15 protein-coding genes and 2 tRNA genes are annotated in these 12378 nt (G+C 76.3%); 8 read left to right on the top strand and 9 right to left on the bottom strand.

The genetic code is table 11. The annotated features are described in order from the left end of the window. Nucleotides 1-17: 17 nt before the first annotated feature. Nucleotides 18-947 carry a glycosyltransferase family 9 protein gene (locus tag BLS21_RS13615; RefSeq protein ID WP_245700400.1) on the top strand — a complete coding sequence of 310 codons (930 nt, stop codon included), beginning with the start codon at nt 18-20 and terminating at the stop codon, nt 945-947. 299 nt (nt 948-1246) lie between these two features. On the opposite strand, the gene BLS21_RS13610 is transcribed toward BLS21_RS13615, so the two are convergent. The 3 genes from BLS21_RS13610 to BLS21_RS13600 form a co-directional block, all read right to left on the bottom strand. Then, nucleotides 1247-2890, bottom strand: coding sequence for a VWA domain-containing protein (locus BLS21_RS13610; RefSeq protein ID WP_091219064.1), 1644 nt, complete (start codon nt 2888-2890; stop codon nt 1247-1249). Between the two features lie 92 nt (nt 2891-2982). After that, a complete protein-coding gene (locus BLS21_RS13605; RefSeq protein WP_091219061.1) occupies nt 2983-3960 on the bottom strand; it encodes a UDP-glucuronic acid decarboxylase family protein in 978 nt (325 codons plus the stop codon). Nucleotides 3961-4009: 49 nt separating this feature from the next. Continuing rightward, nucleotides 4010-4540, bottom strand: coding sequence for an ABC transporter ATP-binding protein C-terminal domain-containing protein (locus tag BLS21_RS13600; protein WP_245700399.1), 531 nt, complete (start codon nt 4538-4540; stop codon nt 4010-4012). A gap of 75 nt (nt 4541-4615) precedes the next feature. On the opposite strand from BLS21_RS13600, the gene BLS21_RS13595 reads away from it, so the two are divergent. After that, nucleotides 4616-4831 carry a helix-turn-helix domain-containing protein gene (locus BLS21_RS13595; protein WP_245700398.1) on the top strand — a complete coding sequence of 72 codons (216 nt, stop codon included), beginning with the start codon at nt 4616-4618 and terminating at the stop codon, nt 4829-4831. Between the two features lie 56 nt (nt 4832-4887). Here the strand turns inward: BLS21_RS13595 and BLS21_RS13590 are convergent, their stop codons facing one another. The 3 genes from BLS21_RS13590 to BLS21_RS13580 are packed head-to-tail and all read right to left on the bottom strand — an operon-like array spanning nt 4888 to nt 6512. Continuing rightward, on the bottom strand, nt 4888-5121 hold the full coding sequence (locus BLS21_RS13590; RefSeq protein WP_091219058.1) for a DUF2630 family protein: 234 nt from the start codon (nt 5119-5121) through the stop codon (nt 4888-4890). Nucleotides 5122-5157: 36 nt separating this feature from the next. Then, complete coding sequence (locus tag BLS21_RS13585) at nt 5158-6075, bottom strand: prephenate dehydrogenase (protein WP_091219055.1); 918 nt, start codon at nt 6073-6075, stop codon at nt 5158-5160. Next, a complete protein-coding gene (locus BLS21_RS13580) occupies nt 6072-6512 on the bottom strand; it encodes a PaaI family thioesterase (RefSeq protein ID WP_091219053.1) in 441 nt (146 codons plus the stop codon). The genes BLS21_RS13585 and BLS21_RS13580 overlap by 4 nt, the downstream gene beginning before the upstream one ends. Between BLS21_RS13580 and BLS21_RS13575 the strand changes: the two genes are divergently transcribed. From BLS21_RS13575 to BLS21_RS13555, 5 genes are all read left to right on the top strand, one after another. Beyond that, nucleotides 6511-7221, top strand: coding sequence for an O-methyltransferase (locus tag BLS21_RS13575; RefSeq protein WP_245700397.1), 711 nt, complete (start codon nt 6511-6513; stop codon nt 7219-7221). The genes BLS21_RS13580 and BLS21_RS13575 overlap by 2 nt on opposite strands. Continuing rightward, nucleotides 7218-7715, top strand: coding sequence for a tRNA adenosine deaminase-associated protein (locus BLS21_RS13570; protein ID WP_091219051.1), 498 nt, complete (start codon nt 7218-7220; stop codon nt 7713-7715). Before BLS21_RS13575 ends, BLS21_RS13570 begins: the two co-directional genes overlap by 4 nt. Beyond that, a complete protein-coding gene (locus BLS21_RS13565; RefSeq protein ID WP_091219049.1) occupies nt 7712-8371 on the top strand; it encodes an HAD-IA family hydrolase in 660 nt (219 codons plus the stop codon). Before BLS21_RS13570 ends, BLS21_RS13565 begins: the two co-directional genes overlap by 4 nt. Nucleotides 8372-8489: 118 nt before the next feature. After that, nucleotides 8490-8954 carry a nucleoside deaminase gene (locus BLS21_RS13560; RefSeq protein WP_217636121.1) on the top strand — a complete coding sequence of 155 codons (465 nt, stop codon included), beginning with the start codon at nt 8490-8492 and terminating at the stop codon, nt 8952-8954. Between the two features lie 10 nt (nt 8955-8964). Beyond that, nucleotides 8965-9049, top strand: a tRNA-Ser gene (locus BLS21_RS13555). A gap of 106 nt (nt 9050-9155) precedes the next feature. Here BLS21_RS13555 and BLS21_RS13550 read toward each other — a convergent pair. After that, nucleotides 9156-10838: a serine/threonine-protein kinase gene (locus BLS21_RS13550; protein WP_217636120.1), complete on the bottom strand. Its 1683-nt coding sequence runs from the start codon at nt 10836-10838 to the stop codon at nt 9156-9158. Between the two features lie 40 nt (nt 10839-10878). After that, nucleotides 10879-11226, bottom strand: coding sequence for a hypothetical protein (locus BLS21_RS13545; protein ID WP_091219046.1), 348 nt, complete (start codon nt 11224-11226; stop codon nt 10879-10881). 165 nt (nt 11227-11391) lie between these two features. Here BLS21_RS13545 and BLS21_RS13540 point away from each other — a divergent pair. Continuing rightward, nucleotides 11392-11476: transfer RNA gene (locus tag BLS21_RS13540), tRNA-Ser, on the top strand. Nucleotides 11477-11609: 133 nt separating this feature from the next. Here the strand turns inward: BLS21_RS13540 and BLS21_RS13535 are convergent. Then, nucleotides 11610-12254 (bottom strand): DUF1326 domain-containing protein, encoded by a 645-nt coding sequence (locus tag BLS21_RS13535; protein WP_091219044.1) that lies wholly within the window; start codon nt 12252-12254, stop codon nt 11610-11612. Nucleotides 12255-12378 lie beyond the last annotated feature (124 nt).

Genomic DNA, 12378 nt, shown 5'->3' with positions numbered 1-12378 from the left:
GCCGGCCGGTCGCTGTCGTGCTTCGGCCGCTGGGGCTGGGGGACCTGCTGACCGGCGTGCCCGCGATCCGGGCGGTGCGCGCCGCGGTGCCCGGCCACCGGCTGGTGCTCGCCACGACTCCGGCGCTCGAACCGCTGGCCTCGTTGGTCGACGCGGTCGACGAGGTGCTGCCGGCCCGCGAGCTGGAGCCGCTGGACTGGTCCGGCCCCCCGCCGGAGCTCGCCGTCGACCTGCACGGCAAGGGGCCGGCCTCGCACGTCGTGGTCGCCGACCTGCGCCCGGACCGGCTGCTCACCTTCGACAGCCCCGGCTACCCCGGGCCGACCTGGTACCCCGACGAGCACGAGGTTCGGCGCTGGTGCCGGCTCGTGTCGGAGGGGCTGGGGGTGGACGCCGACCCCGACGCGCTGGACCTCGCCGCCCCCTCGGTGCCCTCCCCGGCGCCGGCGGGCGTCGCGCTGGTGCACCCGGGCGCGGCGTTCCCCGGCCGGCGCTGGCCGGCCGACCGGTTCGCCGCCGTCGCCCGGCACCTGGCCACCGCGGGGCTCGACGTCCGGGTCACCGGTGGCCCGGCCGAGGTGTCCCTCGCCCGGGAGGTGGCCGAGGGCGCCGGGCTGGGGGAGGGCGCCGTGCTCGCCGGGCGGACGACGACGCTCGAGCTGGCCGCGGTCGTCGCCGGCGCGCGGGTCGTGGTCAGCGGCGACACCGGCATGGCGCACCTGGCGACCGCCTACCGCCGTCCCTCGGTGGTGCTGTTCGGGCCGGTGTCACCGGCGCTGTGGGGGCCGCCGCCGCGGGCCGCGCGGGGCGGAGGTGCGCTGCACGTCGTCCTGTGGCACGGCGACGGCACCGGCGACCCGTGGGGCACCGAGCTCGACCCGGCGCTGGGGGAGGTGGGCGTCGACGAGGTCACCGCGACGCTCGACGACCTGCTGGCCCGCACCTGACCTCCACCCCGGCTCACCCAGCGGAGCAGCGCCTGAGGACGGCCCCGCGGGAGGCGGCTGGGGTCGATGTGGTTGCAGCGGCGCTCCGCCCCTGTCCCGCGTGGTGGGCAGCGGGAGAGCGTCCAGGGTGGTGTTCCGGCCGTGGCACCGGACCGGACCTGTCCCCGCCGGACCTCTCCCCCTGCTTGCACAACGGAGCAGGGGGAGACGTTGGTGCGTGGCATGTCCAGGCGCCGGCGCAGCGGCGCGTCGCCGGCCGGGGACGGCTCAGCCGTGGTGCGGTCCGGGGGACCGCGACGTCACCGCTGCCGCAGGGCGTCGAACAGGACGGTCTGCAGGTCGGTCGGGTCGACCGCGGAGTACGCCGCGCCGCCGGTCGCGTCGGCGATCTGCTCGAGCGCACCCAGGTCGGCGTCCGGGCCGAGCGCGACACCGATGACCTTGATCGGCCGCGCGGGGTCGGCCTCGCTGCGCAACGTGTCCAGCAGCTCGTCGAGCTCCACGCCCCGGGAGTCCTCGTTGGTCCCGTCGGTGACCATCAGCACGCTGTTCACCGCGGTGGGGTCGAAGTCCGAGCGCGCCGCCCGGACCGCGTCCAGGGTGGTGTCGTACAGGCCGGTGCCGCCGGGGCTGAGCCGGTCGGGGATGGTGTCGAGCTGCTCGTCGAGCAGGTCGCGCTGGACGGTGCCGTCGACCTCCGCCTCGAGCGCCCGCGTCGGGACCGCCTCGGTCCAGTCCCGGTCCCCCTCCAGCTCGGCGGCGAAGAACCACAGGCCGAGGGCGAAGTTGCCCGGCACCAGCGTCAGCGTGCTCTTGGCGGCGTCCCGGGCGAGCGTGGCGCGGGTGCCGTCGCCGGCCGGGGCCTCCATGGAGGTGGAGACGTCGAAGACGGTGAGGATCCGGGACGGCGCGGCCAGCTCCGAGAGCTGGGCGAGCAGCGCCTGCACCTGGCCGGGGTCGAGCTGCAGCGCCGGCGGGGCCGCCTCCCGGATGCCCGCCGCCTCGGCTCCGGCCGGCGGGGTGCCGTCCGTGCCACGGAACCCGGCCTCCAGGGCGGCCGTGCGGGCGGCGTCCGAGGTCAGCGCCCGCACGGCGGCGTCCACCGCGGCGGCGTCCGGGGTCGAGGCGGTGCCGACCCGGATCAGCGGGTAGTCCAGCCCCGGCGAGCCGTCCTCCGGGTAGACGGCGACCAGCTGCGGGTCCTCGGCGTCGGCGTTGGTCGCCCACACCTCCTGCTCGCTGACCGGCACCAGCGGCGCGTCGGGCGCGCCCTCCCCGCCGGCGGTCAGCGCGTCGGCCGGCGAGACCGACGGGCCGCGCTCGGCGGCGAGCACGGTCTGCACCACGGCGTTGTCGGCGTCCTCGCCGCCGCCCAGCGCGGTCCGGACGGCGCCCAGCGTGGCCAGGGCCTCGGCGCTGCTCGCGAGGTCCGGGACGGCGATGGCCTGCCCGCTGGAGAGCGCCGCGGCCCAGCCCGGCGCGCCGTCCTGCCAGCCCAGCGCGTCGACCGCGGCCCGGCTGGTGGCCAGCACCACGGGCGAGGAGGCGACCGAGCCGACGGTCTCCAGGGCGGCGTCCCCCGCGCGGGCCGCCCACAGCGAGGAGTCGGGCACCCACAGGTGCGGCAGGTCGCCGGCGTCCAGTGCGGCGAGGTCACCGACGGTCTGCACCGGCTGCTGGGCGGTCACCTCGGCGGACGCGCAGTCCTCCGGGCGCAGCCCGTCGGCGTCGCCGAGCACCTGCTCGGCGACGGGGGCGAGCTCGGGGGCGACCGCGACCCGCACCACCGCGGTGCTCTGGCAGTCACCCTCCCCGGCGCCGACGGCCCACCACGTGATGCCGCCGGCGACCAGCACCACCGCGGCCACCGCCAGGGCGATGAGGACCTGCGGCGTGATCGGCGCCGGCCGGCGCGCGGCTGAGGTGGCGGCGTGGCGGCCCATCGTGCAGCTCCCCCCGTCCAGGCGGTCAGCGTCCCCGGCGACCCCCGCGACCGCCGACTACACAGTAGATGCGATCGCTGACCCGCTGTGGCTCACCCGACGCGGACGTCGGCGGCCTGCAGTTGCTCGGCGAACCAGGCCACCGTGCGCCGCAGCCCCTCCTCCGAGGGCACCGTCGGCCGCCACCCCAGCAGCTGTTCGGCGCGGGTGGTGTCGGGACGGCGGACCCTGGGGTCGTCCACCGGGAGGTCGATGAAGGAGATCTCCGACGACGAGCCGGTCAGCTCGACGATCCACTCGGCCAGCCGCAGCATCGACAGCTCGTCGGGGTTGCCGATGTTGACCGGGCCCGGCTCGGCGGAGAAGGCCATCGCGAGGATGCCGCGCACGGTGTCGTCGACGTAGCAGATGGACCGGGTCTGCGAGCCGTCGCCGGCGACGGTCAGCGGCCGGCCGGAGAGCGCCTGCCCGACGAAGGCCGGGATGGCGCGGCCGTCGTCCGGGCGCATGCGCGGCCCGTAGGTGTTGAAGATCCGGACGATGCCGGTGTCGGTGCCCTTCGACGTCCGGTAGGCCGTCGTCATCGCCTCGCTGAAGCGCTTGGCCTCGTCGTACACGCCGCGCGGGCCGACCGGGTTGACGTTGCCCCAGTACTCCTCGTCCTGCGGGTGCACCAGCGGGTCGCCGTAGACCTCGGAGGTGGAGGCCAGCACGTACCGGGCGCCCTTCTCGTGCGCCAGGCCCAGGGTGTGCAGCGTGCCCAGGCTGCCGACCTTGAGCGTCTCGATCGGCATCCTCAGGTAGTCCAGCGGGCTGGCCGGTGAGGCGAAGTGCAGCACCAGGTCGACCTCGCCGGGCACGTGCACGAAGTCGGTGACGTCGCAGCGGACCAGCCGGAAGCCCGGGTGCTCCATCAGGTGGACGACGTTCTGCGGCGAGCCGGTGAGGAAGTTGTCGAGGCAGACGACCTCGACGCCGCGGTCCAGCAGGTGCTCGCAGAGGTGGGAGCCGAGGAAACCGGCACCCCCGGTCACCACCGCCCGTCGGATCGTCCGTGCCGCGCGCACCATGCCTGCTCCTCCCGCACCGGACGCGCGACCGTGCGCGCCGCGGCGGCTCCTACCCGACGATCACCGCCGCACACTTCGGAGGTTGAGTGTTCTCGTCGGTGCGCACAGCGACGGGCCGCCGGCCTCCGCGGGGGAGACCGGCGGCCCGCTCGGTCAGGTGCTGGAACGGCCACCCTCCAGGGGCCCGCGCCGAGCCTGCGAGGCGGGGGGTGGAGGGTGGCCCTTCCTCGCCCAGGTAGGCCTCGGTGACGGCCGGGTCGGCCTGCACCTCGGCGGGGGTCCCGGCGGCGATCTGCCGGCCGGAGTCCAGGACGGTGATCCGGTCGCAGACGCGCATGACCCGGTCCATGTGGTGCTCGACGAGCAGCACGCTCATCCGCGCCGACAGCTGCTGGATGTGGTCGCCGAGCTCGTGCATCTCGTCCTCGGACAGGCCGCTGGCCGGCTCGTCGAGCAGCAGCGGGGCGGGCTCGGCGACCAGCGCCCGGGCCAGGGCGACCCGCTTCTGCACCGGGTAGGGCAGCGAGTCCGGGTAGCGGCCGGCGAAGGCGGTGGCGTCGAGCTCGTCGAGGGCGGCCACTCCCCGGAGATCAGCTCCCGGCTGGTCGAACGCTCCCTGGGGCGGCTGCTCGAGCTGCCCGCGGAGGAGCGGGCGGTGCTGCTGGACACCCTGGCCGCGTTCCTCGCCGCTGACGGGTCACCGACCCGCGCCGCCGACGAGCTCTGCTGCCACCGCAACACGGTCATGCACCGGCTGCGGCGCATCGAGTCGCTGACCGGGCACGAGGTGACCGACCCGCGCGCCCGGCTGCTGTGGCACCTCGCCCTGCTCGGCACGCGGGCGCTGTGCCCCCACCGCGGCCCGGCCTGAGGCCCTCCTGCAGGGCCCGCCGCGAGCGTGCGAGCGGCGGGGGCAGGAGGGTCCTGCTACTGCAGGTAGCCCTCGACCTGCTGCTCGGGCCGGGGCCGGGCCTCGTCGGGGTCCTCCCCGTACTGGCGCTTGGCGTCCCGCTGGCGCAGCAGGTCCCAGAGCTGGTCGCGGTCCTCCTCGATCTGCCGGAGGCGGGCGCGCTGCTCGTCGGTGTGCTCGCCGCTGTCCCGCAGTCGGCGCTCCTCCTCGACCAGCGCCTCGATGCGGCCGCGGATCTCGCTGTCGTCCATGGACGCTCCCTGCCCGCCGCCGCGCGGCCGAAACGGTCAGCGATCCGGGACGTAGCCCTCGACGAACGCCGCCAGCCGCCGGCTGACCGCGCCGCCGGCCCGGCCCAGCGACAGCAGTGCGGCCCGCTCCAGCGGCACCCGCACCGGACGCCGTCCCGCCGGACTCCCCGCACGCACGGCGTGCCCGGCGGCCACGAGCTCCGGCCACGGTCGCGCCAGCTGCTCCAGCACCCGGGCCAGCGCGGCCGCCGTCGGGCCGGCGTTGCCCTGCACCATCGCGGTGACGAAGTCCGGGTCGCTGCCGATCACCCGGGTGCCGTCGCGGAAGCTCCCGGCGGCCAGCGCCAGCGCCAGCGGGCCGGCCTCCCCGGCGGCGGCGGCCAGGGCCGCCGCCAGCAGGTGCGGCACGTGGCTGACCGCGGCGACGGCGTCGTCGTGCTCGGCCGCCGTCGCCGGCACCACCTCCGCGCCGACGGCCAGCGCCACCTCGGCCACCCGCAGCCAGCGCGGCAGCTCGGTCCCCGGCTCCAGGCACAGCGCCCAGCGGGCACCGGTGAACAGGCCCGGGTCGGTCGCCTCGTGCCCGGAGCGCTCGGTGCCGCACATCGGGTGCCCGCCGACGTAGCGCCCGCCCAGCGCCGGCCCCAGCTCGGCGAGCACCGGCGCCTTGACCGACCCCAGGTCGGTGACGGTGGCGTCCGGGTCCACGTCGAGGCCGTCCAGCGCCGCGGCCATCGCCGGCAGCGGGACGGCCAGGACGACGACGCCGCGCAGCTCGCGGGCGATCCGCACCCCGCGTGCGGCGGCCGCCTCCCGGGCGGCGGGGTCGACGTCCCAGCCGGTCACCTCCCGGCCGGCCGCGGCGAGGGCGGCGGCCAGCGACCCGCCCAGCTGGCCCAGCCCGACGACGCCGACCGGGGGGGCGGGCATCGTCGGCACGGGGAAGGAGGTCACCGGTCCTCCCAGGCGGTGTCGGTCCGGAACACCCGGGCCAGCGCGGTGGCCACCAGCCGGCCGTCCTGGGCGCGGGCCTCGATGCGGTAGACGGCGGTGCGCCGGCTGCGGTGCACCTCGGTGCCCTCGGCGACCAGCCGGTCGCCCGGCCGGCCCGGGGCGAGGAACTCGGTGTGCACGTCCTGGGCCACCGCGACCGTGCCGTGGCTGTTGCTGACCGCCGCGTGGACGACGTCGAGCAGGGCCATCGTGGCGCCGCCGTGCGCGGTGCCGACCGCGTTGAGCAGCTGCGGGCCCACCGTCATCGCCGCGCGGGCGTAGCCGGGCCGCACCTGCTCCAGCCGGATCCCGAGCAGGCCGGCCAGCGGGTCGGCGGCCAGCCGGGTGAACAGCGCGGGGGCGACGTCGGCTCCGTCGTCCGGAGCGGGATCGGCCATGATCGGAGGCTATGACGGCCCCCTCGTCGACCTGCGGCTCCACGCCATGACGCCGCGGTCGTTCCTCCTCACGCCCGAACTCGCCGACTACGTCCGGGCCAGCTCCGAGCGGCCGGACGACGTCGCCGCCGACCTGCTCGCCGAGACCGCCGCGATGGCCGACCGCGGCGAGGTGCCGCCGACCTTCCAGATCGCGCCCGAGCAGGGCACCTTCATGCAGCTGCTCACCCGGGCCCTCGGCGTCCGCCGGGCGGTCGAGATCGGCACCTTCACCGGCTACTCCGCGCTCTGCGTGGCCCGGGGGCTCCCCGACGACGGCTCGCTGCTGTGCCTGGACACCAGCGAGGAGTGGACGGCGGTGGCCCGGCGGTACTGGGCCCGCGCGGGCCTGGCCGACCGGATCGAGCTGCGGCTGGGCGACGCGCACGAGTCGCTGCGGGCGCTGCCCGCCGTCCAGACCTTCGACCTGGCCTTCGTCGACGCGGACAAGACCGGCTACGCCGACTACGTCGACCAGCTGCACCCCCGCATGACCGACGGCGGCGTCGTGCTGCTGGACAACACGCTGCGCAACGGCCGCGTGCTCGACCCGCAGAACGACGACGACCGGGCGCTCGTCGAGCTCAACGCCGCGCTGGCCGCCGACCCCCGCTGGGAGACCGTGCTGCTGCCGCTGTCCGACGGCCTGACGATGCTGCGGCGGCGATGAGCGCGCCGGGGACGCCGACCAGCTGGGCGGTGCGGGTGAGCCGCCCCGGCGGGGGCTGGCGGGTGGAGCTGCTCGCGGCGGACGCCGGGGACGAGCTGCCGGCGCTGGAGCGGGCGCTGGGCGACCCGGGCGCCGAGGACTGGCCCGGCCCGTTCGTCGTGGTCGTCGACTCGCGGCTGTACTTCGTCGTCCTCCGGCACGGGCCCGGCGGGCTGGTGCGGGCGCTGATCTCCGACGCCACCATGCAGGAGTGGCTGCTCGCCGCCGAGGTGGTGGAGCGCTACGGCATCGGGGTCGACGCCGAGGGCGCCTTCGACGACGACGAGACCGGCTGGCCCGGCGGGGACCTCGACGTCTTCGCCGACGACGGGCTGCCGGCCGACGAGCTGCGGCCGATCGTCACCGCCGACGACCTGTGGGCCGACGAGATGGTCGCCGCGATCGCCGGCCGGTTGGGCTTCGCCGACGAGCTGGCCGCGGCGGTGCGCCCGTGACCGCCGTGGCGACCGCTGTGGTCTTCGACCTCGGCGGGGTGATCACCGAGAGCCCGATGACCGCCTTCACCGCCTACGAGGCCGAGGCGGGGCTGCCCGAGGGCCTCATCGTGCGGCTCAACAGCACCGACCCCGACACCAACGCCTGGGCCCGCTTCGAGCGCAACGAGCTCGACGCCGCCGGCTTCACCGACGCCTTCGAGGCCGAGGCGCTGGCCGCGGGACACCGGCTCGACGCCCGGCGGGTGCTGGCCGCCCTGGCCGGCGAGCTGCGCCCGCAGGTGGTCGAGGCGGTGCGGCGGCTGCGGGCGGCGGGTGTGCCGCTGGCGCTGCTGTCGAACAACGTGGCCCCGATGGAGCGCACCGGCCGGCTGGGGGAGCTGCTGGAGCTGTTCGACGCGGTGGTGGAGTCCTCGGTGGAGGGCGTGCGCAAGCCCGAGCCGGAGATCTACCGCCGCGCCCTGGCCCGGCTCTCGGAGGCGGTCGGCCGCGACCTCGCCCCCTCCGACTGCGCCTACCTCGACGACCTCGGCATCAACCTCAAGCCCGCGCGCGCGATGGGCATGCACACGATCAAGGTCGTCGACCCCGCCGTCGCGCTGGACGAGCTGTCGGCGCTGGTCGGCATCGAGCTGCGGGACGGCGCTGCCTCGTGACCCCGCCCCCGCCCCCGCCCCAGGTCTCCCCCCGGAGAGTCGGGCGCTGCTTCGCTGGGGAAGCAGCGCCCGACTCCCCGGGGACCAGGTCGGTGGCCGTCTCCCCGGGGGAGGCGCGGTGAGCACCGACGTCGACGCCGCCATGGGTCGCGCGCTCGAGCTGGCCGCGGCCGCCGTCGAGTGGGGCGACACGCCCATCGGCGCCGTCGTCCTCGGGCCGGACGGCACCGTGCTCGCCGAGGCCGCCAACGAGCGGGAGAAGCGGGGCGACCCGACCGCGCACGCCGAGGTCCTGGCGCTGCGCGCCGCCGCGCGGGTGCACGGCGACGGCTGGCGCCTGACCGGGACGACGCTCGTGGTCACCCTCGAGCCCTGCACCATGTGCGCCGGCGCCGGCGTGCTCGCCCGCGTGGAGCGGATCGTCTACGGCGCCGACGACCCCAAGGCGGGTGCGGCCGGCTCGCTGTGGGACGTCGTCCGCGACCGCCGGCTCAACCACCGACCGCAGGTCACCGGCGGGGTCCGGGCCGAGGAGTCCGCCACGCTCCTACGCGCGTTCTTCCGTCGTCAGCGGGGCCTGTAGTCTGTTCGACGGTGGCGTGTCCGAGCGGCCGAAGGAGCACGCCTCGAAAGCGTGTGAGGTGCAAGCCTCCGTGGGTTCAAATCCCACCGCCACCGCAGATCGACGGCGGCGTCCCGCCTCCGGGGCGCCGCCGTCGTGGTCCTGGCCCCGTCCAGGGCACCGCCCCGGACCTGCGAGGGGCGGGGAGGACGGGGTCCTCCATCAGGCGAGCAGGTCCATGTCGACCAGCCAGTCGCCGTCGTCGTCCTGCACGAGGCGGATCTGGTGCGTCTCGGTCTGCTCGTGGCCGTCGTCCCCGGTGAACCGGACCTCGGTGGTCGCGGTGATGACGCCGGCCCCGTCCTGCCGCACCTCCCGCACGTCGCGCAGCTCCACCTCCGCCCAGGGCTCCCAGAAGCCGCGGTAGTAGCCGGGGCCGGCCTGGGACCGCAGGTACGGGCCGGTCAGGTCGTAGGCGGCGTCGGGGTCGTCGGGCAGCAGGCCGTAGTACCGGTCCAGGGTCTGCTCGACGACCTGCTCCGGCTCGCCGGACAACGGCTCGCTCGTCGGGCCCTCCTCGGTGGCCGACGGCGTCGGTTCCGCCGTGGAGGGCTCCGCCGTGGAGGGCTCCGGCGTGGAGGGCTCCGGCGTGGGGGAGGGCCGCTCCGCCGGGGGGCTGGCGTCGTCGGCGGGCGCGGACGACGCGGCGGGGGCCTCGGGGCCGGTCCCGGCGTCGGCGCTGGTCCCGGCGTCGCCGCGGGTGGTCAGCCAGAAGGCGCCGCCGGCCAGCAGGACGGCGAGCACCAGGAGCGCGGCCAGCGCCGGCCCGCGCCGCCGCCTCGGCTGTCGTGGGCGCTCCGCGGCGGCGGGTGCCGCCGTCGGCGGAGCCGGGGTGGGCGGCCCGGCGGGCACGTCCTGGACGGCGGTGCCCGGGTCGCCGACGGCGGCCGCGGCGGCAGCGCCCGCACCGGCGGCGGGCAGCGCCCCGGTGCCCATCTCCTCCGTCCGCGCCCGGTTCGTGGAGGACCGCAGCTTCGTGCGCGCCAGCAGGACCGTGGTGGGGTCCCCGTCCCGGCCGACGGCGAGGCGGGCGAGCGCGTCGCGGACCTCCGTCGTCGTCGGCCGGTCCGCCGGGTCGGCGGCCAGCATCCGGGTGAGCGTGCCGGTCATCGAGCCGGCCCGGCGCGGCGGGATGACCTCGCTGCCCGCGACGCGGTGCAGCAGCCGGAGGGCGTTGTCGTCCATGCCGAACGGCGGCTGGCCCTCCAGGCAGGTGTAGAGCGTCGCGCCGAGCGAGAAGACGTCGCTCTCCGGCGTCACCTCCCCGCCGCGCGCGACCTCGGGGGCGAGGAAGGCGGGCGTGCCGGTGATCTGGCCGGTCTGGGTGAGCGTCACGTCGTCGCTGGCGTGCGAGATGCCGAAGTCGGTGATCTTGACCAGGCCCTCGACCCGCGGTCCGCGCCCGATGAGCACGTTGGCCGGCTTCACGTCGCGGTGCACGATGCCCGCGGCGTGCGTGGCGGCCAGCGCGTCGGCCACCTGGGCGCCGATCTGCGCCACCTGGTCGACCGGCAGGACGCCGTCCTCGTGCAGCACCTCGGCCAGGCTGCGGGAGGGCAGGTACTCCATCACCAGCCACGGCGCGCCGTCCTCGAGGGCGACGTCATAGACGGCGACGGCGTGCGGGTGGGACAGCCGCGCGGCGATCCGGCCCTCGCGCAGCGCCCGCTGGCGCTGCTGGGCGATGACGGTCTCGTCGGCGGTCGGGGGCGGCAGCACCTGCTTGACGGCGACCTGGCGCCCGAGCAGCTCGTCGGAGGCCCGCCAGACGGCACCCATGCCGCCCCCGCCGACGCGCTCGACCAGGCGGTATCGCCCGGCCACGAGGTGGCCGGGTCTGCTCACGGTGTGTCCCCCTCGTCCGCCGCCGGCACCGGAGCCGCGGTCAGACGCCGCTCGGGACGCCGTACCGGCGGGCGTACTCCTCCTGAGCACCCGCGGGCAGGACGTCGTAGAGCTCGCCGAGCTCCTCGACCACGTCGGCGGACAGGTCGTCGAACAGACGCTGCCAGGTCGGGGGCTCGTCGTAGCTGCGGGTCAGCAGCAGCTCCCAGGCGCGCGTCTGCCGGTCGCGCTTGCTGCGCTCGGCGACGAACTCCGAGAGGTACCGGTCCTTGGCGGCGTCCTTCTCCTCCTTGGTCGCCGAGGCCGGCAGCTCGGAGGGGTCGGCTCCCTTGAGGACCGCGACGATCGCCTCCACGACGTCGGGCCGGAGCCGGTCGGTCTCGTCCATGGGGGCTGATCTCCTGTCGTCGCGCGTAGCGGTGGTTCGACGTCCGGTGCAGCGTGCCCCACCTGGCCGAGGCGTAACCACCCCGGTCGCGCCTCGGTCGGTGCGCCACGCCGGGTGCCGCGGGCGACCGGCCGTGCGAGGACCGGTATCCTGGCGGGCGCAGTTGGAGGATTCGCCTAGTGGCCTATGGCGCTCGCTTGGAAAGCGGGTTGGGGGCAACCCCTCGGGAGTTCGAATCTCCCATCCTCCGCCGCCCGGGGCCGACCGCTGGTCACCGGCCGCAGCACGAGAGGCCCCGCCGGCCCCATCGAGGGTGCCGGCGGGGCCTCACGCGCATCCGGGGGTGCATGCCGCCGCAGGTCGACGGCCGTGGCGACGAACGGTCACTCGTCCGGTCCGTGCCAGTCGAACGGGAAGTGCTTCGACGACCGGTTCCCCCACTCCCAGGTGAACCCGAAGTCGGGGACGTCCACCCGTTCGCTCGTCCCGACCGCCCAGGTGGCGACCTGCCCGGGGCCGACCTCGGCGCCCGGCGCGTTGTGCAGCTGCACGCGCGCCCCCGGTGGGGTGGTCGGGCCGGTGAGCGCCTCGGCCGAGGCCAGCACGCGTCCGGGCACCTCGGCGCGGAAGGTGCTCAGGTCCCCGGCCACCTCGACGGTGATCGGCGCCAGCGTCACGCCCCGCGCGTCGTTGACCAGCTGCGCGAACGCCGCCGGCCAGCCGCCCGCCTCGCCACCGAAGACGGCCTGCAGTGCACGCTGCTGGGCCTCGTCGGCGCGGTCGTCGACGAACATGCCCATCGCCACGTCGGCCTCGGCCCAGACGTTGCCCTCGAACTCCGCGACGCCGAGCACGTTGAGGCCGTCCAGCCGCACTTCCCCGAACCGGCCGTCCCGGATGTGCCAGGCCAGCACCCCCTGGCAGTGGTCGTTCGTGGGCGGCTGAGCGAAGGTGCAGGGGCAGGGAACGGTGCAGCTGCAGACGTCGAACCAGTCGCCCACCAGGCGCCACTGCGGAACCTCGGTCATGTCGACCTCCCGGGTCGGCGCCGCCCGGATCCGCGATCCGGATGCCGGATGCGGCGAGGACAGTATCCGCCGCCGACCCCTGCGCCGGCCCCGTCTCCGCCGTGCCGCGGCCGCGTGCCGGCCT

The sequence above is a fragment of the Geodermatophilus siccatus genome (genome assembly GCF_900103785.1).
GTDB lineage: Bacteria > Actinomycetota > Actinomycetes > Mycobacteriales > Geodermatophilaceae > Geodermatophilus > Geodermatophilus siccatus.
Note: the sequence above shows the minus strand (reverse complement) of the source record. Positions and strands in the feature narration are given on the sequence as shown.

Excerpts from the sequence above, each read along its gene's own strand:
- BLS21_RS13535 (WP_091219044.1), bottom strand. The coding sequence starts at position 12,254 with ATGACCGAGGTTCCGCAGTGGCGCCTGGTGGGCGACTGGTTCGACGTC.
- BLS21_RS13610 (WP_091219064.1), bottom strand. The coding sequence starts at position 2,890 with ATGGGCCGCCACGCCGCCACCTCAGCCGCGCGCCGGCCGGCGCCGATC.
- BLS21_RS13570 (WP_091219051.1), top strand. The coding sequence starts at position 7,218 with ATGAGCGCGCCGGGGACGCCGACCAGCTGGGCGGTGCGGGTGAGCCGC.
- BLS21_RS13575 (WP_245700397.1), top strand. The coding sequence starts at position 6,511 with ATGATCGGAGGCTATGACGGCCCCCTCGTCGACCTGCGGCTCCACGCC.
- BLS21_RS13580 (WP_091219053.1), bottom strand. The coding sequence starts at position 6,512 with ATGGCCGATCCCGCTCCGGACGACGGAGCCGACGTCGCCCCCGCGCTG.
- BLS21_RS13545 (WP_091219046.1), bottom strand. The coding sequence starts at position 11,226 with ATGGACGAGACCGACCGGCTCCGGCCCGACGTCGTGGAGGCGATCGTC.
- BLS21_RS13590 (WP_091219058.1), bottom strand. The coding sequence starts at position 5,121 with ATGGACGACAGCGAGATCCGCGGCCGCATCGAGGCGCTGGTCGAGGAG.
- BLS21_RS13605 (WP_091219061.1), bottom strand. The coding sequence starts at position 3,960 with ATGGTGCGCGCGGCACGGACGATCCGACGGGCGGTGGTGACCGGGGGT.